17 protein-coding genes and 1 pseudogene are annotated in these 17372 nt (G+C 69.4%); 9 read left to right on the forward strand and 9 right to left on the reverse strand.

Going from position 1 to position 17372, the window contains the following annotated elements; all coding sequences use genetic code 11:
* The 3 genes from RUMESO_RS13370 to lepA all read right to left on the reverse strand — a co-directional run.
* Positions 1-189, reverse strand: a 189-nt coding sequence (locus RUMESO_RS13370) for a transposase (protein ID WP_211262752.1), incomplete at its 3' end; no start/stop codon positions are given.
* Positions 190-207: 18 nt separating this feature from the next.
* Positions 208-945 carry a DUF5343 domain-containing protein gene (locus RUMESO_RS25185; protein ID WP_156362938.1) on the reverse strand — a complete coding sequence of 246 codons (738 nt, stop codon included), beginning with the start codon at positions 943-945 and terminating at the stop codon, positions 208-210.
* A 57-nt stretch (positions 946-1002) separates the two neighbouring features.
* A complete protein-coding gene (lepA, locus tag RUMESO_RS13375) occupies positions 1003-2802 on the reverse strand; it encodes a translation elongation factor 4 (protein ID WP_037281001.1) in 1800 nt (599 codons plus the stop codon).
* A 114-nt stretch (positions 2803-2916) separates the two neighbouring features.
* Between lepA and RUMESO_RS13380 the strand changes: the two genes are divergently transcribed.
* Both RUMESO_RS13380 and RUMESO_RS27240 read left to right on the forward strand, forming a co-directional pair.
* On the forward strand, positions 2917-3168 hold the full coding sequence (locus tag RUMESO_RS13380; protein ID WP_037281003.1) for a hypothetical protein: 252 nt from the start codon (positions 2917-2919) through the stop codon (positions 3166-3168).
* 47 nt (positions 3169-3215) lie between these two features.
* On the forward strand, positions 3216-3947 hold the full coding sequence (locus RUMESO_RS27240) for a type II toxin-antitoxin system death-on-curing family toxin (protein ID WP_245639280.1): 732 nt from the start codon (positions 3216-3218) through the stop codon (positions 3945-3947).
* A gap of 4 nt (positions 3948-3951) precedes the next feature.
* Here RUMESO_RS27240 and RUMESO_RS13390 read toward each other — a convergent pair whose 3' ends face one another.
* Complete coding sequence (locus RUMESO_RS13390) at positions 3952-4461, reverse strand: copper chaperone PCu(A)C (protein WP_082484039.1); 510 nt, start codon at positions 4459-4461, stop codon at positions 3952-3954.
* Between the two features lie 127 nt (positions 4462-4588).
* Here RUMESO_RS13390 and RUMESO_RS13395 point away from each other — a divergent pair, with 127 nt between their 5' ends.
* On the forward strand, positions 4589-5521 hold the full coding sequence (locus RUMESO_RS13395; RefSeq protein ID WP_051521319.1) for a DMT family transporter: 933 nt from the start codon (positions 4589-4591) through the stop codon (positions 5519-5521).
* Here the strand turns inward: RUMESO_RS13395 and RUMESO_RS13400 are convergent.
* Complete coding sequence (locus tag RUMESO_RS13400) at positions 5436-6128, reverse strand: thiamine diphosphokinase (RefSeq protein WP_037281007.1); 693 nt, start codon at positions 6126-6128, stop codon at positions 5436-5438. The genes RUMESO_RS13395 and RUMESO_RS13400 overlap by 86 nt on opposite strands.
* 137 nt (positions 6129-6265) lie before the next feature.
* Here RUMESO_RS13400 and RUMESO_RS13405 point away from each other — a divergent pair, with 137 nt between their 5' ends.
* Entirely contained in the window at positions 6266-7504 is a 1239-nt protein-coding gene (locus tag RUMESO_RS13405; protein WP_037281009.1) for a hypothetical protein, read from the forward strand.
* Between the two features lie 3 nt (positions 7505-7507).
* Here the strand turns inward: RUMESO_RS13405 and RUMESO_RS13410 are convergent, their stop codons facing one another.
* Positions 7508-7750, reverse strand: a complete 243-nt coding sequence (locus RUMESO_RS13410; RefSeq protein ID WP_037281011.1) for a DUF2842 domain-containing protein — start codon at positions 7748-7750, stop codon at positions 7508-7510.
* 4 nt (positions 7751-7754) lie between these two features.
* Positions 7755-9044 (reverse strand): adenylosuccinate synthase, encoded by a 1290-nt coding sequence (locus RUMESO_RS13415; RefSeq protein ID WP_037281012.1) that lies wholly within the window; start codon positions 9042-9044, stop codon positions 7755-7757.
* Between the two features lie 157 nt (positions 9045-9201).
* On the opposite strand from RUMESO_RS13415, the gene secG reads away from it, so the two are divergent.
* The 3 genes and pseudogenes from secG to RUMESO_RS13430 all read left to right on the forward strand — a co-directional run bounded on the left by secG (position 9202) and on the right by RUMESO_RS13430 (position 11830).
* Positions 9202-9609, forward strand: coding sequence for a preprotein translocase subunit SecG (gene secG / locus RUMESO_RS13420; protein WP_037281014.1), 408 nt, complete (start codon positions 9202-9204; stop codon positions 9607-9609).
* Positions 9610-9729: 120 nt separating this feature from the next.
* Positions 9730-11373 (forward strand): annotated as a pseudogene (locus tag RUMESO_RS13425) (CTP synthase).
* A 124-nt stretch (positions 11374-11497) separates the two neighbouring features.
* Entirely contained in the window at positions 11498-11830 is a 333-nt protein-coding gene (locus tag RUMESO_RS13430) for a DUF1330 domain-containing protein (protein ID WP_037281017.1), read from the forward strand.
* Between the two features lie 106 nt (positions 11831-11936).
* Here the strand turns inward: RUMESO_RS13430 and RUMESO_RS13435 are convergent, their stop codons facing one another.
* Both RUMESO_RS13435 and RUMESO_RS13440 read right to left on the reverse strand, forming a co-directional pair.
* Positions 11937-12692, reverse strand: coding sequence for a MipA/OmpV family protein (locus tag RUMESO_RS13435; protein ID WP_037281019.1), 756 nt, complete (start codon positions 12690-12692; stop codon positions 11937-11939).
* 263 nt (positions 12693-12955) lie between these two features.
* Positions 12956-15463: a GcvT family protein gene (locus RUMESO_RS13440; protein ID WP_037281021.1), complete on the reverse strand. Its 2508-nt coding sequence runs from the start codon at positions 15461-15463 to the stop codon at positions 12956-12958.
* Positions 15464-15673: 210 nt separating this feature from the next.
* Between RUMESO_RS13440 and panC the strand changes: the two genes are divergently transcribed.
* Positions 15674-16432, forward strand: coding sequence for a pantoate--beta-alanine ligase (gene panC / locus RUMESO_RS13445; RefSeq protein ID WP_245639276.1), 759 nt, complete (start codon positions 15674-15676; stop codon positions 16430-16432).
* An 88-nt stretch (positions 16433-16520) separates the two neighbouring features.
* On the forward strand, positions 16521-17336 hold the full coding sequence (panB, locus tag RUMESO_RS13450) for a 3-methyl-2-oxobutanoate hydroxymethyltransferase (protein ID WP_037281023.1): 816 nt from the start codon (positions 16521-16523) through the stop codon (positions 17334-17336).
* The last annotated feature ends 36 nt before the right edge of the window (positions 17337-17372 follow it).

Raw genomic sequence — 17372 nt, forward strand, 5'->3', positions numbered from 1 at the left:
CTTCAACATCAGGCACGCCTGGATGGCAGCATCCGAGAAGGTGGTCGGACGCCCGCGCCGGCCACTCGGGGCGGCGATCCACTCCATCTCGGGATCAAACCAGACCAAAAGCGAGCCGCGCTGCTTCAGGGCTTCACTGTAGGCGCGCCAGTTGGTCGTGCGGTAGGTCGGAGGGTCAGGCTTGGGCATCCTCATCCACTAACCCACTCAGCCTCCAAGAGGAATCCCGCAGGATTTGCGCAACAGAGCCATCTGATATGACAAACCAGGCGTCGCCAAGACGTTAGAGTCTCCCTTATTACTAGCGTAGCGCTCGGGTTCCGACGTATCCACCTCAAGATCAGTTGTGAAAGCTGAGCCCGAGAAGTTTGCAGGGATGTAGTCTCGTATTGTGGTGAACGTTCCGTATATGAGCCGCACAATGTTGTCATTACGCTTCAATCCGGTAATTTCGACGATCAAATCCCTGAGTTGCTCTTCGTTCGCTTTGTGAGCGTGCTCGTTCTTCTTGAAGATTTCGCCAAAGGCGTTTCGCAACCCACTCATGGCAGCAGCAGCCCGACCTGAGCCCGTCTTGAACTTAGAGTAAAGATCAGTGGGAGTTCCATCGCTCTGAAGGAATCCCATCTTCTTCAATAGTGGCGGAACAGCACGAGCGCCACCACCCGACTGTCCTAGTACCGTTTCCATAAAGTTATTGGTGAATTTGTCCGGACGCTCGGCCGCGATTAGCGCATCTAGAACATTCTTGAAGGAGCCGAGCGCCGGTGTGTAGGGCAAGTTACCCTTTATCTCATGGGCAGGCTTGGAACCTGAAAGACCCGCAGGAACATCCCCAGCCGTTCCACCCTTTTTATCACTTGCATCTGACGTCTGCGTTGCGGAGTCTGTAGTTTCACTTGCAACCTCGGTCGCCTTGTCAGTTCTTTGCGACGCCTCATCCATAACGCTACACTGCTCCCTAAGTCGCTTGAGTGAACCTAGAAGAGGCGGGTCGTTCGATCAACTATCCATCTTCAGCGCCGAAATGAACGCCTCCTGCGGGATGTCCACCTTCCCGAACTGGCGCATCTTCTTCTTGCCCGCCTTCTGCTTGTCGAGCAGCTTGCGCTTCCGGGTCGCGTCGCCGCCGTAGCACTTGGCGGTCACGTCCTTCCTCAGCGCCGACAGGGTCTCGCGCGCGATGACCTTGCCGCCGATGGCGGCCTGGATCGGGATCTTGAACATATGCCTCGGGATCAGGTCCTTGAGCTTCTCGACCATCGCGCGGCCCCGCATCTCGGCCCGGTCGCGGTGGACCATCATGGAGAGCGCGTCCACGGGCTCGTCGTTCACCAGGATCGACATCTTGACCAGGGCGTCCTCGCGGTAGCCGGTGATCGAGTAGTCGAAGCTGGCGTAGCCCTTGGTCACGGACTTGAGCCGGTCGTAGAAGTCGAACACCACCTCGTTCAGCGGCAGGTCATAGACGACCATGGCCCGGTTCCCGGCATACGAAAGGTCGAGCTGGATGCCGCGCCGGTCCTGGCAGAGCTTGAGCACGTCGCCCAGATACTCGTCGGGGACGAGGATCGTGGCCTTGATGCGCGGCTCCTCCAGGTGGTCGACGTAGGTGAGGTCGGGCATGTCGGCGGGGTTGTGAAGCTCCCGCATGGTGCCGTCCTTCATGTAGAGGTGGTAGACCACCGACGGCGCCGTGGTGATGAGGTCGATGTCGTATTCGCGCTCCAAGCGGTCGCGGATGACCTCGAGGTGGAGGAGGCCGAGGAAGCCGCAGCGGAAGCCGAAGCCGAGCGCGGCCGAGGTCTCCATCTCGTAGGAGAAGGAGGCGTCGTTGAGGGCAAGCTTCTCGATGGCGTCGCGGAGGTCCTCGAAGTCGGCGGCGTCCACGGGGAAGAGGCCGCAGAAGACCACGGGCTGCGCGGGCTTGAAGCCGGGAAGCGGGACCTCGGCGCCCTTGCGCTCGGTCGTGATGGTGTCGCCGACGCGGGTGTCGCGGACCTGCTTGATCTGCGCGGTGAGGACGCCGATCTCGCCCGGCCCGAGCTCGTCGATGTCGACCATCTGCGGGCGGAGGACGGCGAGCTTGTCGATGCCGTAGACGGCGTTGGTGGCGATCATGCGGACGCGGTCGCCCTTGCGGAGGACGCCGTCCATGACGCGGACCATGACGACGACGCCGAGGTATGGGTCGTACCACGAATCCACCAGCATCGCCTTGAGCGGCGCGTCGCGGTCGCCCTTGGGCGCGGGGAGGCGGTGGACGATGGCCTCCAGCACGTCGGGGATGCCGAGGCCGGACTTGGCGGAGATGAGGACGGCGTCGCTCGCGTCGAGGCCGATGACGTCCTCGATCTGCGTCTTGATGCGGTCGGGCTCGGCCGCCGGAAGGTCGATCTTGTTGAGGACGGGGACGATCTCGTGCCCCGCGTCGAGCGCCTGGTAGACGTTGGCGAGGGTCTGGGCCTCGACGCCCTGGGAGGCGTCCACGACGAGGAGCGAGCCCTCGACCGCGCGCATGGAGCGGCTGACCTCGTAGGCGAAGTCGACGTGCCCGGGCGTGTCGATGAGGTTCAGGACGTACTGCTGGCCGTCCTTGGCCTTGTAGTCGATGCGGACGGTGTTCGCCTTGATGGTGATGCCCCGCTCCCGCTCGATGTCCATGGAGTCGAGGATCTGCTCCTTCATGTCGCGGTCGGCGACGGTGCCGGTCGACTGGATCAGCCGGTCGGCGAGCGTGGATTTCCCGTGGTCGATATGGGCCACGATGGAGAAGTTGCGGATGCGGGACAGGTCGGTCATGCGCCCCCTATGGGGGCGATTCCCGAAGGCGTCAAGGAACGTCCCGGGGAGGCCGGGCGGGTTGAGGAATGCGCATTGCAGTGTATATTGCAATGGACATTCAGGGAGCCCGCCATGACCCGCCTTCTGACCAAGAACATCGCCACGATGACCGAGTTGCGCGATCCGCAGAAGGTGCTGGACGCCGCGAACGGGGAGCCGGTGGCGATCCTGAAGAACTCCAAGCTGGTGGCCTATCTGGTGCCGGCGGAGCGGGTGGACGAGGCGCCGGGACACCGCTACGCGACGCTGGAGGAGGTGAGGCGGGCCCTTGAGGAGCGCCGAGAGGTCAACCAGCCGGTTCTCGACTGGCTGCGCGACAAGTGAGCTTCGAGCTGCTCTCGGAAGAACTGGTCGATCATATCCACGATCAGGTGCTGAATCCGGGTGAACTGCCAGGGCGGGCTCGCGACAAGTCGCTTGCCGGGGCGCTCGCCCGGGTCGAGAACCGTTTGGCGTATGGAATGATCGACGATGCTTTCGATCTGGCGGCCATGTATGCGGTCGCCATTGCCCAGGGCCACTGCTTCAACGACGCCAACAAGCGGGCGGCACACCAGATCATGGACGTGTGCCTCGTCCTGAACGGGATCAGGATCGCCTGGAACGTCGAGGAGATCGGCCCCGTCATCGTCCGCGTGGCGCAGGGCCAGATGGACTCGGACGCCTCGCCTGTTGGCTCCGCACCAAGGTGGGGGGCTGAGCCGGCGCTGCCACGGCGACAGTCCGTGGCGAGGCCGCCGAATTGCGCTCCCTCGCCCACCCCGCCAATATCCGGCCCGAGCAGAAGAACACGAGGCAGGGCGTTGCAACGATTCGGGTTGTGCCTGGCGCTGGGCGCCTTCTGGGTGCTGGGCGGCTGCGGCGGAGGGGTCTCCGGCGAGATCGGGCAGGCCTGCATGGCGGGCGGGCGGGACGGCGCGAACCCCCGGACCTGCGCCTGCGTCCAAGGGGTCGCGAACCAGACGCTCTCGGGCCCGGAGCAGCGTCGGGCGGCGCGCTTCTTCTCGAACCCCGACGAGGCGGAGGAGGCCCGCACGGGGAGCGGGTCCTTCTGGGACCGCTACGAGGCCTTCGCCGCCCGTGCCGAGGCCGTCTGCCGCTGAGGGCTCAGTCGCCCTCGCCGCCCATGTCCATCCCCTCCATGGAACCGTGGTCCATGTCCTCCATGCCATCGGCCGGGGCATCGGCCAGGCGGCTGAGGTCAACGGGGACGTCCACCGTCACCTCGCCCGCATGTTCGAAGGTGAGCGTCACCGGGATCGACTCGCCGTCCTCCCAGGGATCGGCGAGGCCCATGAACATCAGGTGCGTGCCGCCCCGCTGGAGCATGGCGACGCTGCCGGCCGGAATCTCGAGAGGCTCCGCGAGGGGCTCCATGCGCATCACGCCGTCCACCTCGCTGCTGTCGTGGACCTGCACCTTCCCGGCGGCGGGGGAGGCGACGGAGAGGAGGTGATCCGGCTCCGAGGCGTGGTTGTGGATCATCATGTAGGCCGCCCCGGTCGTGGACTGCGGCGTGGGCGAGATGGCGTAGGCGCCGTGGATCTCGATGTGGCCCTCGTCGGCCAGGGCCGGCGGAGCGGCGAGGAGGAGGGCGGCCAGGGCGGCGCGAAGCATGGGAATCTCCAAGGACCAAGGTTTCCGACGCGCCTAGCACGGAGCCGTCCGGCGAACCATGCGGCGCGCTGGCCTCCCCCCGGCGCGGCTGCTACGGATCGGGCCGACCCCGTCACGGAGCCCCCTCATGGCCGACCGCATCCTCCTCGGCGTGGCCCTCATGCTGGGCTTCGTCGTCTCCGCCCCGCTGATCGACGTGGCCTCCAAGCTCGCCGCCCGGACGATTCCCGTGGGCGAGGTCACGGCCGCGCGCTTCCTCGTGCAGGGGCTGGTGATGCTGCCGCTGGCGCTCGGGCACATGGCCCTGCCGCGGGCGCTGGTCGGGATGGTGGCGCTGCGGGCGCTGATGCTGGTGACATCCACCTTCGCCTTCGTCTCGGCCATCGACGTGATGCCCCTCGCCGACGCGCTGGCCATCGTCTTCGTGATGCCGTTCATCCTGCTGCTGCTCGGACGCTTCCTCTTCGGCGACGCGGTGGGCCCGAGGCGGATCGCGGCCTGCGCGGTGGGGTTCGGCGGATGCCTCCTGGTCATCCAGCCCTCGCTCGCCACCTTCGGGCCGGTGGCGCTCTGGCCCCTCGGGACGGCCGTGAGCTTCGCGCTCTACATGCTCATCACGCGGGGGCTGTCCGCGCGGATGCACCCGGTCGCGATGCAGTTCCACACCTCGGTGCTGGCGCTGCTGATCTGCCTCCCGGTGCTGTGGCTGGCCGAGGGGAGCGGGAACGCGGCGCTCGACCCGGTGCGGCCCGAGGGCTGGGCCTGGCTCTGGCTCGCCGGGGTGGGCGTGGCCTCGGCGGTGTCGCACATGCTGATGACGGTGGCGCTCCGCTTCGCGCCGTCGGCGACGCTGGCGCCGCTCAACTACCTCGAGATCGTCAGCACGACGACCCTGGGCTACCTCATCTTCGGGGACCTGCCGGACGCGCTGACCTTCGTCGGCATCGCGGTGATCGTGGCATCGGGCCTCTACGTCATCCACCGGGAGAGGGCGACGGCCAGCGCGGCGCGGCGATCAGGGCCGCGACCGCCCGAGCAAGCACCCCGCGCGGCAGGATGACCAGCATCCCCGGCCCCGACGGGCGCAGCCGGACCTCGCCCCTGGCCTCGTTCGAGGTGCCGATCCGGGTCTGCGGCGCGAAGGCGAGACCGTCGGTGGGCCAGAGGAGCCCCTCGGATGCGATCCCGACCGGCGCGAAGGGAAAGAGCGAGACCAGCGTGCCGGGATCGAGCGGCAGCGCAAGCTCGGGCGGCGCATGGAAGGCGAGCGTCGTCGGGCCGAGGAGCACGCAGGGCCGATCCGGCCGCGCGACGAGGCTGTGCAGCGCCGCCAGCTCGTGGTCGAGGCGCCCGCCCGCGAAGCCCAGCGCGACCACCGCCGGCGCGTCGATGCGGGTGAGAGCCTTGTCGAAGTCGGTCGTCTCCTGCTCGGGCACCGGATGGAGCCGCCCGGCGAAGGCGCGCGCGGCCTCCTCCGACAGGCTGTCCATGTCGCCGATCACCGCGACGGGATCGGCGCCGGCGGCCAGCACCGCGTCCGCGCCTCCGTCCGCCGCCACGAGAATCGGGGCGAGGCGGAGCGAGAGGGCAAGATCCTCCGCTGTCAAGTCAGCCCCGCCGACCAGCGTCACCGGCTCTCGGCTCTGGACGATGGCGCCCGCCTTCATACATTGTCCTCGCAGCCGATGGATCGCCCCGAAAGGGTCAAGAAAGAACCTCTTCCTGTCCACCCGTTGTTAATCATTGCGTGCGACACCCGTTGCAAGGCTGTGGCGACTTTGCGCGCCGAAGACGAGTAATCTGGATGGCCAAGACACCGAAGACGCTTCAGGTCAGTTTCGGAGGGTTCTCCTGCAGCCTGGAGGGATTCGAGGACCCCGTCGAGGCCATGAGGGCCGTCACCGAATACCTGCGCGAACTGTCCACCCGCGACCCGTCCTTCGCGTCGCGCATCGGGCTCGCCGCCGAGGGCGCCGTCGCCCTGCCCGGGTCGATGCCCCCCCCACCGCCGCCCGAAACGGTCGCCCCTGCTCCACCGGCCCTGGCTCCCCTTCCCCGGGCGCTGGCCCCCGCCGGCCCGGACCCCGACCCGGAGGTCGGATCGGCTCCGGTCGTCGTGGCGGTGGAGGTTCTGGCGATCGAAGCGCCCTTGCCCCTCGATGGCCCGTTCCTCCCCGAGGACGAGGAGGTGCCGGTCCCCGAGGACGAGGAGGTGCTGGTCCCCGAGGACGAGGACAGGTGGCTTTCGGAGGTCGCCCAGCCGCTTCCCGGGGATGAGGGAGTCCGTCCCCATGAGCAGGAGGAGCCCCCGACGCCCGAGGAGGCGGAGCGGGGCGGCCCGGAGGAGATGGCGCCGGCGCCCGCCGCCGAGGCCGCCGCGCATCCCGGGCTCCAGAAGCTCCTCGCGGCAACCCCGGAGGGCGAGGAGGAGCTTTCCCGCATCATGTCGCGGGCCGAGGACCGGCTGGCCGACCCCGAGGCGGTGCGGCGGCGCGATGCCATCGCCCAGCTCAAGGCGGCCGTCGCCGCGACCGAGGCCGAGCGCGCCCTGGGCGAACCCGACCCCGGTCCGCAGGCCCGCCAGGACGCCTTCCGCCACGACCTGAGCGAGGCCGTCCGGTCCCAGCCGCCGGGCGCCCGATCCGAGCAGGCCCCCCTGCGGCTCGTCGCCGCGCTCCGGGTGGACGCTCCGCCCGCGGCGGAGGTCGAGGACCGCGTGGAGGAGGCGAAGGAGGAGGACCCGCTGCCCGTGCGGCGGCCCGACTCGTTTCGGGTCTTCGCGTCGGAGATGAGCGCCTCCACCTTGCCCGACCTCCTCGAGGCCGCCGCCGCCTGGCTTTGCTTCGTGGACGACCGGGAGAGCGTCTCGCGCGCGCAGATCCTCGCGCTCGCCTCCGAGGCCCTGGAGGCGCGGCCCGAGCGGGAGGAGGGCCTGCGCGCCTTCGGCACCCTCCTGCGCGAGGAGCGGATCGTCGCCGTCGCGGGCGGGCGCTATCGCGTCAGCGAAGGGAGCCGCTTCCATCCCGGGCGGCTCGCCGGCTAGGGCTCACTTCGGCGGACGGGGCGCGTCGGGGTCGTCGCGCCCGACGCCCTTGAAGACCGACCGGAAGGGCAGCGCCCAGATGATGCCGAGCGCCACGAAGACCAGGATCTCGAGCCACCAGATGGGCCGCCCGAACCTGTCGCGCAGCACGTCCATGATGGTCACCGCCGCCACGATGTAGAGCGGCAGCCCGACCAGCAGGATCACCAGCGCCCAGCGGCGGCGGGCTCGGTAGCTCAGCGCCATCGGCTCAGTCCGCGAAGGGGTCGGTGACGAGGATGGTGTCGTCGCGCTCGGGCGAGGTCGAGACCAGGGCGACGGGGCACTGGATCAGCTCCTCGATCCGGCGGACGTACTTGATCGCCTGCGCGGGAAGGTCGGCCCAGGACCGCGCCCCGGCGGTCGATTCGCGCCAGCCCTCGATCTCCTCGTAGACGGGCTTCACCCGCGCCTGCAGGTTCGCGGCGGTGGGGAGGAAGTCGAGCCGCTCGCCGTCGAGGTCGTAGCCCACGCAGATGCGCAGCGTGTCGAAGCCGTCGAGCACGTCGAGCTTGGTCAGCGCGATGCCCGAAACGCCCGAGGTCGCGCAGGTCTGGCGCACCAGCACCGCGTCGAACCAGCCGCAGCGGCGCTTGCGGCCCGTGACGGTGCCGAACTCGTGCCCCCGCTCGCCCAGACGCTCGCCAACCTCGTCCTCAAGCTCGGTCGGGAAGGGCCCCTCGCCCACGCGGGTCGTGTAGGCCTTGACGATGCCGAGGACGAAATCGACCGCCGTGGGGCCGAGGCCGGTGCCGGTCGCCGCCATCCCCGCCAGCGTGTTCGAGGAGGTGACATAGGGATAGGTGCCGAAGTCGATGTCGAGGAGCGAGCCCTGCGCCCCCTCGAAGAGGATGCGCTGCCCGGCGCGGCGGGCCTCGGTCATGACCTTCCAGACGGGCTTGGCGAAGGGCAGGATCTTGGGCGCGACCTCCTCGAGCTGCGCGCGTAGCGCCGCGCGGTCCACCGGCTCCAGCCCCAGCCCCCGCCGCAGCGCGTCGTGGTGGACGAGAAGGCGGTCGAGGCGGAGGTCCAGCGTCTCCGGGTCGGCGAGGTCGGCCACGCGGACGGTGCGCCGGCCCACCTTGTCCTCGTAGGCGGGGCCGATGCCGCGCCCGGTGGTGCCGATCTTGGCCACGCCCACCTGCGCCTCGCGCGCGCGGTCGAGCTCCCCGTGGACGGGAAGGATCAGGGGCGCGTTCTCGGCGATCATCAGCACCTCGGGCGTGACCTGGACCCCCTGCCCCGCCAGACGCTCGATCTCCGCCAGCAGCGCCCAGGGGTCGAGCACCACGCCGTTGCCGATCACCGACAGCTTGCCGCGCACGATCCCCGAGGGCAGCAGCGACAGCTTGTAGACGGTGTCGCCGATGACGAGGGTGTGGCCGGCGTTGTGGCCGCCCTGGAACCGCGCGATCACGTCCGCGCGCTCGGAGAGCCAGTCGACGATCTTGCCCTTCCCCTCGTCGCCCCACTGGCTGCCTACGACGACGACGTTGGCCATGGCTCATCCCTTCCCTTCAAACCGCGACCCCTATAGCGGCGAGGGGCGGGAGGGGGAAGCGGGTGCCGCGACCCTGTGTCCGAGGGGCCCCTTCGGGGTTGCGGGAGGCGGCGCCCGGCACTAATACCCCCGGGTCCATCCTCGGGGAACTTCGTCCATGGAAACCGTCGCCCTCGTCGTCCTCCTGATCCTCGCGGTCGCGCTGATCGGGGTGGTGCTGCTCCAGCGGAACGAAGGGGGGGGCTTGGGCATGGGCGCGGGCGGCGTGATGACGGGCCGGGCGCAGGCCACGGCGCTGGCGCGGGCGACCTGGTGGATCGGCGGCGCCTTCATGGTCGTGTCGCTGGCCATGACGGTGATCGCGGCGCGGGACGCGGCGGGCACCTCGGTCGTGGACCAGATCAATCCCGCCGCCAACGACGAGGCTCCGGCCGACGCCACGGCGCCGGCGGTTCCGGACCTCGGCGCGGGCGGCAGCCTCCTGCCGCCTCCGGCCGGGGGCGAGGCACCCGCCGAGGGCACGGCTCCGGCGACGGACGCGCCCCTGGTCCCCTCGGGCGACTGACACAAGTGCAGGTTCGCCGGTTGCGCGGGCGGGGCGCTTCCGGCTAGAAGGAAATCCCGTGGCGGCGCGACCATCGGTGCGCCGGACATGATTCTATTTGCCAGACCACGGGGGCTGCTCATGGCGCGCTACATCTTCATCACCGGCGGCGTGGTGTCCTCCCTGGGCAAGGGGCTGGCCTCGGCGGCGCTAGGGGCCCTGCTCCAGGCGCGCGGCTACACGGTGCGGCTCCGGAAGCTCGACCCCTACCTGAACGTCGATCCCGGCACGATGTCGCCCTTCGAGCACGGCGAGGTCTTCGTCACCGACGACGGGGCCGAGACCGACCTCGACCTCGGCCACTACGAGCGGTTCACCGGGGTCGCCGCGCGGCGGACCGACAGCGTGTCCTCGGGCCGCATCTACTCCAACGTCCTGGAGAAGGAGCGGCGGGGCGACTACCTCGGCAAGACGATCCAGGTGATCCCGCACGTCACCAACGAGATCAAGGACTTCCTCGCCGTGGGCGAGGACGAGGTCGACTTCATGCTCTGCGAGATCGGCGGCACGGTCGGCGACATCGAGGGCCTGCCCTTCTTCGAGGCGATCCGCCAGTTCACCCACGAGAGGCCGCGCGGCCAGTGCATCCTGATGCACCTGACCCTCCTGCCCTACCTCGCGGCGAGCGGCGAGCTGAAGACCAAGCCCACCCAGCACTCCGTCAAGGAGCTGCAGTCGATCGGCCTCGTCCCCGACGTGCTGGTCTGCCGCTCCGAGCATCCGATCCCCGAGCGGGAGCGGGAGAAGATCGCGCTCTTCTGCAACGTGCGGAAGGAAGCGGTGATCGCGGCCTACGACCTCAAGACCATCTACGAGGCGCCGCTGGCCTACCACCGCGAGGGGCTGGACCAGGCCGTGCTCGACGCCTTCGGCATCTCCCCGGCGCCCAAGCCGAACCTCGCGCGCTGGACCGACGTGATGGACCGGCTGGAGCACCCGGAGGGCGAGGTCCATATCGCGGTCGTCGGGAAATACACCCAGTTGGAGGACGCGTATAAGTCCATCGCCGAGGCGCTGACCCATGGCGGCATCGCCAACCGGGTGAAGGTCAAGGCCGAGTGGGTGTCGAGCGAGCTCTTCGAGCGCGAGGACCCGGCGCCGTATCTGGAGGACTTCGACGCGATCATCGTCCCGCGGCTTCGGCGAGCGGGGGACCGAGGGGGATGATCGCAGCGGCGAAGTTCGCGCGCGAGCATCACGTGCCCTATCTCGGCATCTGCCTCGGGGATGCAGATGGCGGTGATCGAGGGCGCGCGGAACGTGGCGCAGGTGACGAACGCGGGCTCCGAGGAGTTCGACCACGAGGCCGGGAACAAGCGCTTCACGCCGGTGGTCTACCACCTCAAGGAGTGGGTGCAGGGCAACCGCGTCGTGGAGCGCAAGATCACCGACGAGAAGGGCGGCACGATGCGGCTGGGCGCCTACACCGCGCTCCTGAAGGAGGGCTCGCTGGTCTCGGACGTGTATGGAGCGACCGAGATCGAGGAACGGCACCGCCACCGCTACGAGGTGGACACCGCCTTCCGCGAGAAGCTGGAGGACGTGGGCCTCTGCTTCACCGGGATGTCGCCCGACGGGCGCCTGCCCGAGATCGTGGAGTGGAAGGAGCACCCCTGGTTCATCGGCGTGCAGTTCCACCCGGAGCTGAAGAGCAAGCCGTTCGAGCCGCATCCTCTCTTCGCGGGCTTCGTGAAGGCGGCGGTGGAGGCGGCTCGGCTGGTGTGATCCTCCGGCCCTGGGACCAAGGTTCTAGTGGCTGGCCTCGCTTCTCCCGCTATCTCCGAGGGGACCGCCAGAACGGCGCCAAGGCCGTCACGGTCCCATCGCGAAACCCTCGGGAGGACACAAGATGAGCGCGTTCCTGATCGCCCAGGTGAAGGTCACCGACCCCGCCTGGATCCCCGACTACGCCGCCAAGGTGCACGACATCGCGGCCAGGCACGGCGGGCGCTACCTGTCGCGGAGCCCGAACGTCACCCGCCTGGAGGGCGAGGCGCCCGACGTCTCCCTCGTGGCCCTGATCCAGTTCCCGGACGTCCAGTCCGCCGAGGCCTTCGCGAAGGACCCGGACTACGCCCCCTTCGTCGCCGCGCGTCAGGCGGGGAGCGTCAGCAACTTCTACGTCATCGACGACACCGACGCGGCGGGCTCCATCCCTTACCTGCCCAAGGCACAGGGTTAGCGAGCCGTAGAGTAGACGGTTCCCCCGGAATGCGGGGGTTCACCCATCCTCCTTGGCCGAGCGATGGGTGAACCCAGGGCTTTGCCCCGGAAACACCCACCCTGCGTCAAAACCTGAAGTCGAACCGCCTTGTCACCCCCACGAAGGCGCTCACCTGATCGTCGTCCTGGGTGATCGGGCTGTCGGCGGCGTCGTTCTTCAGCCGGTCCCAGCGCACCCCCGTCTCGATGCCCCAGAGGTCGGTCAGCCGGTATTCGGCGCTGGCCTCCAGCCCCGCCGACAGCACCCCGCCCGAGGCGTCGAAGGCTGCGAAGTCGCTCGCGGCGGCCTCGGCGGACGTCACGCCGAAATAGGTGCTCGCGAAGCGGTCCGAGCCCCAGGAGACGCGCGGCCCGGCGCGCAGCGTCAGGCGGTCGGAGGGCCGGGCGATCAGGTCCATGCCGAGGTCGCCCACCCAGGCGTTGTGGCCGACCACCCCGTAGCGCGCCACCACGAAGGCCTCCCACCAGGGCTGCGAATAGGAGATGCCGCCGCCGAGCTCGACCGAGGCGTCCACGTCGTCGAGGCCCGCGAGCTCGTCGAAGTCGTCGGCGCTCCGCTCGGGCAGGTAGCGGAAGGAGCCGCGGAAGCCCCAGCCCTCCGGGATCGCCTCGGAGTCGGGGTCGCCGAAGGACAGGGGCCCGAGGCTCAGCGCGCCGAAGGAGAAGGCGAGGTCGGGGCCGACCGTCACCTCGTCCGAGCCGAAGTAGCCCGGCCGCGCCTCGATCCCGCCTCGCAGCGTGAAGGCGAAGCGGTTCCCCTCCTGCGCCTGGGCGGCAAGGGGCAGGAGCGCGGCAAGAGCCGCGAGCACAGGGCGGAGCATGGTCGGGGTCCTATCGTGAGGTGTCGCAAAGGAGGCTAGCGGGCGGTGACAAGAAAGCCAGAGCGGAGGCCGCAGGCTGCGCGGCTCTCCGCCCCCCGTAGGGTGCGCGGACCTCGTAGGGCGGGGTTCACCCCGCCATCCCCAGCCGATGTCGGGAGCCTGCGGAAGGGTGCCCGTCCCCCGGAGGGAGTGAAACCTGTGCCGCTCCCTCCATCCGAGCCGTCGCATGGCGAGCTGAACCCCGCCCTGCGGTGACCCGCCCCTCAGCCGTCCTGACGCAGGCGCGCGTTCGACGGGTCGTACGGGCTGTCCTCGGTCACGACGGCGTCCCAGAGCTCGCGCAGCATCCGCACCTTGAGCCTGGTCCCCGGCACCGCCAGCTCCGGCCGGACGTAGCCCATGCCGATGCTCTTGCCGAAGGCGACCGAGTAGCCGCCCGAGGTGAGGCGGCCGACCTTCTCGCCGGCCTCGTCGAACAGCGCCTCGCGGCCCCAGGGGTCGGCGTCCGCCGGCCCGTCGATCAGCACGGTCACGCACTTCGACCGGATGCCGAGCGCCTGCATCGCCGCCTTGCCCCGGAAGTCCTTCTCCAGGTCCACGAAGCGCGGCAGGTCGGCCTCGAGCGGCGTCGCGTCGCGGCCCAGCTCGTTGCCGAAGGCGCGGTAGCTCTTCTCCTGGCGCAGCCAGTTCTGCGCGCGGGCGCCCACGAGCTTCAGCCCATGCGCCTGCCCCGCCTTCTCCAGCAGGTCGAAGAGGTAGTTCTGCATCTCGATCGGGTGATGCAGCTCCCAGCCGAGCTCGCCGGTGTAGGCCACGCGGATCGCCTGCACGGGGCACATCCCGAGCTCGATCCGGTGCGACGACAGCCAGGGGAAGCGCTTGTTCGACAGCGCCGTCTCCGGGTCCGCGTCCTTGATGACCGACTTGAGCAGCGCGCGCGAGTTCGGCCCCGCGAGCGCGAAGACGCCCCACTGGGTCGTGACGTCCTGCACCTCGATGCGGCCGAACTCGGCCTCCTTGTCCTGCACGGACTTCCGCAGGTAGTCGCCGTCGTAGTCCGCCCAGGCGCCGGCGCTCACCAGATAGTAATCGTCCTCGGCGATGCGGACGATGGTGTATTCCGTCCGCGTCGTCCCGGCGTCGGTCAGCGCGTAGGTCAGGTTGATGCGGCCCACCTTGGGCAGCTTGTTGGTCGTGAACCAGTCGAGGAAGGCCGTCGCGCCCGGACCCTTCACGCGGTGCTTGGCGAAGGCGGTGGCATCCACCATCCCGACCGTCTCGCGGATCGCCTTGGCCTCGTCGACGGCGTATTGCCACCAGCCGCCACGGCGGAACGAACGCGTGTCGTGGTCGAAGCCCTCCGGTGCGTCCAGCGGCCCGTAGTAGATCGGCCGCTCCCAGCCGTTCACCTGACCGAACTGCGCGCCCCGGACCTTCTGGCGGTCATAGGCGGGCGAGGTCCGCAGCGGACGCGCGGCGGGCCGCTCCTCGTCGGGGTGGTGGAGGATGAAGACGTGGTCGTAGGCTTCCTCGTTCTTCCGGGCCGCGTACTCGGTCGTCATCCAGCCGCCGAAGCGCTTGGGGTCGAGCGAGGCCATGTCGATCTCGGCCTCCCCGTCCACCATCATCTGCGCGAGGTAGTGGCCCGTCCCCCCAGCGGCGGTGATCCCGAAGGAGAAGCCCTCGGCCAGCCACATATTGCGCAGGCCCGGCACCGGGCCGACCAGCGGGTTGCCGTCCGGCGTGTAGCAGATCGGGCCGTTGTAGTCGTCCTTGAGGCCCACCGTCTCCGAGGAGGGGATGCGGTGGATGAAGCTCATGTACTCGCCCTCGATCCGGTCAAGGTCGAGCGGGAAGAGGTCGGCGCGGAAGCTGTCCGGCACGCCGTACTCGAAGCGCGCGGGGGCGTTCTTCTCGTAGGGGCCGAGGATCCAGCCGCCCCGTTCCTCGCGGACATACCACTTGGCGTCGGCGTCCCGAAGGACCGGGTGCTGCGGATTGGTGGAGCGCCACTGGACCAGCGCCGGGTCCTGCTCGGTCACGATGTACTGGTGCTCGACCGGGATCGCCGGGATCCTGATGCCGAGGAGCTTCGCGGTGCGCTGGGCGTGGTTGCCGGTGGCGGTCACGACGTGCTCGGCCCGGATGACCTCGCGGTCCTCGGTGGGGAGGAGGTTGCCGCCCCGGTCCTCCATGCGCGTCACCGACACGCGCCAGTGGTCGCCGGCCCATTCGTAGCCGTCCACCTGCCACTTCCGCTCGATGGTGACGCCGCGCTGGCGGGCGCCCTTGGCCATCGCCATCGTGACGTCGGCAGGGTTGATGTAGCCGTCCTGCGGGTGGAAGAGCGCGCCCCTCAGGTCCTCGGTCCGCACCAGCGGCCAGCGGTCGGCGATCTCCTTGGGCGACAGGAACTCGTGGTGGACGCCGGCGGTCTCGGCGGTGGTCGAATACAGCATGTACTCGTCCATGCGGTCCTGCGTCTGCGCCATCCGCAGGTTGCCCACGACGAAGAAGCCGGCATCGAGGCCGGTCTCGGCTTCCAGCGACTTGTAGAAGTCCACGGAATACTTGTGGATGTGGGTCGTCGCGTAGCCCATGTTGAAGAGCGGCAGCAGCCCCGCCGCGTGCCAGGTCGAGCCGCTTGTCAGCTCGTCCCGCTCCAGCAGCATCGTGTCCCAGCCCTTCTTGGCGAGGTGGTAGGCGATGCCGGTCCCCACCGCGCCGCCCCCCACCACGAGAGCCTTCACCTCGGTCTTGAGCTGAGCCATTCCGTTATCCCCTGTCCGGTCGCGCGGCCACATTGGTCAGGCGCGGGAATAGGGCGCGGCCAGCCCCGACGCAACGAAGGGCGAATGCGACCGTGCGACGCCGCGGAGGTCGGGGACGGGCATTCCCGATCGGCCTCGGCGGACGCTGGGATCGACCGATGCTTGCCGCGACGCGGCGCGCTCCCTAGAACGTGAGCGGAGGGGGACGCCATGAAGACCTGCGAGACCGTCGCCGCGATGCGCAGCCTTCGCCGGTCCTGGACCGGCACCGTCGCGCTGGTCCCCACGATGGGCGCGCTGCACGCCGGGCACATGACGCTGATGGCCGAGGCCAGGCGGCGCGCCGACCATGTCGCCGCCTCGATCTTCGTGAACCCCACGCAGTTCGGCGACCCACGGGACCTCGAGGCCTACCCCCGGACGCTCGACGCCGACCGCGCGATGCTGGAAGGCGCGGGCGTGGAGGCGCTGTTCCTGCCCTCCGTCGGGGAGATGTATCCCGAGGGCGACGAGACCATCGTGGAGACGACGCGCCTCGCCGCCCTCTTCCACGGCGCGGTGCGGCCGGGGCACTTCCGGGGCGTGGCGACGGTGGTGACGAAGCTCCTCAACATCGTGCGGCCGGACGTCGCCCTCTTCGGGGAAAAGGACTACCAGCAGCTCGCCGTGATCCGCCGCATGGTCCGCGACCTTCACCTGCCGGTCGGGATCGTGGGCGTCCCGACCCTGCGAGAAACGGACGGCCTCGCCCTATCCTCCCGCAACGTCCGCCTCTCGCCCGACGCACGGCAGGCCGCCACGGTCCTGAGCCGCGCCCTCGACCGCGCCGAAGCCCTGGCCGGCGCGGGCGCCACCGTCGAGGAGATGCGCGCCATGATCCGCGAGACCCTGGCGCAGGAGCCGCGCGCCACGCTCAAGGGCCTCGACATCGTGGACGCCGAGCGCTTCACCCCGTCGTCCGCCACCTGACCCGCCGCGCCGGGATCATGATCTCGGCCGAGGTCGGGGGCGTCCTGCTGATCGACCAGCGCGAGGTCGGCCCACTTCAGGAGATCCGATGAGCACCGAGCCCAGCCAGCCCGTCCGCCGCATCACCGTTCCCCAGATCCGCGCCCGCAAGGGTGGCGCGCCCATCGTCTCCTTGACGAGCTATCACGCCCACACCGCCGCCATCGTGGACCGCCACGCCGAGATCATCCTCGTGGGCGACAGCCTCGGCATGGTGATGCACGGGATGGAGACGACCGTGGGCGTGCCGCTCGACCTCATGCTCATGCACGGGCGCGCGGTGGTGCGGGGGACGAAGCGGGCGCTCGTCGTGGTGGACATGCCCTTCGGCTCCTACGAGGAGAGCCCCAGCATCGCCTTCCGCAACGCCGCCACCGTGATGAAGGAGACCGGCTGCGGCGCCGTGAAGCTCGAGGGCGGCGCCCGCATGGGCGAGACGATCCGCTTCCTGACCGAGCGGGGCATCCCCGTCATGGCGCATATCGGCCTCACGCCCCAGTCCTCGCACGTGATGGGCGGCTTCAAGACGCAAGGCCGCGACGAGGACACCTGGCACCTCCACGAGGAGGACGCCCGCGTCGTGGCCGAGGCCGGGGCCTTCTCGGTGGTGCTTGAGGGCATGGTGGAGCCGCTGGCCGCCCGGATCACGGCCCAATGCCCGATCCCCACCATCGGCATCGGGGCCTCGCCCGCCTGCGACGGGCAGATCCTCGTCTTGGAGGACATGCTGGGCCTGAGCCCGCGCCCACCCAAGTTCGTCAAGGTCTACGGCCGCCTGGGCGACATGATCGAAGAGGCGGTGAAGGCCTACGCCGAGGACGTGCGCGCCCGGACCTTCCCGACCGAGGATCAGGTCTACCGCTAAGAAGAAAGGCCCCCGCCGTCCGGCAGGGGCCCCCTT

The sequence above is a fragment of the Rubellimicrobium mesophilum DSM 19309 genome (assembly GCF_000600335.2).
Lineage (GTDB): Bacteria > Pseudomonadota > Alphaproteobacteria > Rhodobacterales > Rhodobacteraceae > Rubellimicrobium > Rubellimicrobium mesophilum.

Bases quoted from the DNA above. Each gene is read 5' to 3' on its own strand.
- RUMESO_RS25185 (WP_156362938.1), bottom strand. From the start codon at position 945: ATGGATGAGGCGTCGCAAAGAACTGACAAGGCGACCGAGGTTGCAAGT.
- lepA (WP_037281001.1), bottom strand. From the start codon at position 2,802: ATGACCGACCTGTCCCGCATCCGCAACTTCTCCATCGTGGCCCATATC.
- RUMESO_RS13380 (WP_037281003.1), top strand. From the start codon at position 2,917: ATGACCCGCCTTCTGACCAAGAACATCGCCACGATGACCGAGTTGCGC.
- RUMESO_RS13390 (WP_082484039.1), bottom strand. From the start codon at position 4,461: ATGCTTCGCGCCGCCCTGGCCGCCCTCCTCCTCGCCGCTCCGCCGGCC.
- RUMESO_RS13395 (WP_051521319.1), top strand. From the start codon at position 4,589: ATGGCCGACCGCATCCTCCTCGGCGTGGCCCTCATGCTGGGCTTCGTC.
- RUMESO_RS13400 (WP_037281007.1), bottom strand. From the start codon at position 6,128: ATGAAGGCGGGCGCCATCGTCCAGAGCCGAGAGCCGGTGACGCTGGTC.
- RUMESO_RS13405 (WP_037281009.1), top strand. From the start codon at position 6,266: ATGGCCAAGACACCGAAGACGCTTCAGGTCAGTTTCGGAGGGTTCTCC.
- RUMESO_RS13410 (WP_037281011.1), bottom strand. From the start codon at position 7,750: ATGGCGCTGAGCTACCGAGCCCGCCGCCGCTGGGCGCTGGTGATCCTG.
- RUMESO_RS13415 (WP_037281012.1), bottom strand. From the start codon at position 9,044: ATGGCCAACGTCGTCGTCGTAGGCAGCCAGTGGGGCGACGAGGGGAAG.
- secG (WP_037281014.1), top strand. From the start codon at position 9,202: ATGGAAACCGTCGCCCTCGTCGTCCTCCTGATCCTCGCGGTCGCGCTG.
- RUMESO_RS13430 (WP_037281017.1), top strand. From the start codon at position 11,498: ATGAGCGCGTTCCTGATCGCCCAGGTGAAGGTCACCGACCCCGCCTGG.
- RUMESO_RS13435 (WP_037281019.1), bottom strand. From the start codon at position 12,692: ATGCTCCGCCCTGTGCTCGCGGCTCTTGCCGCGCTCCTGCCCCTTGCC.
- RUMESO_RS13440 (WP_037281021.1), bottom strand. From the start codon at position 15,463: ATGGCTCAGCTCAAGACCGAGGTGAAGGCTCTCGTGGTGGGGGGCGGC.
- panC (WP_245639276.1), top strand. From the start codon at position 15,674: ATGAAGACCTGCGAGACCGTCGCCGCGATGCGCAGCCTTCGCCGGTCC.
- panB (WP_037281023.1), top strand. From the start codon at position 16,521: ATGAGCACCGAGCCCAGCCAGCCCGTCCGCCGCATCACCGTTCCCCAG.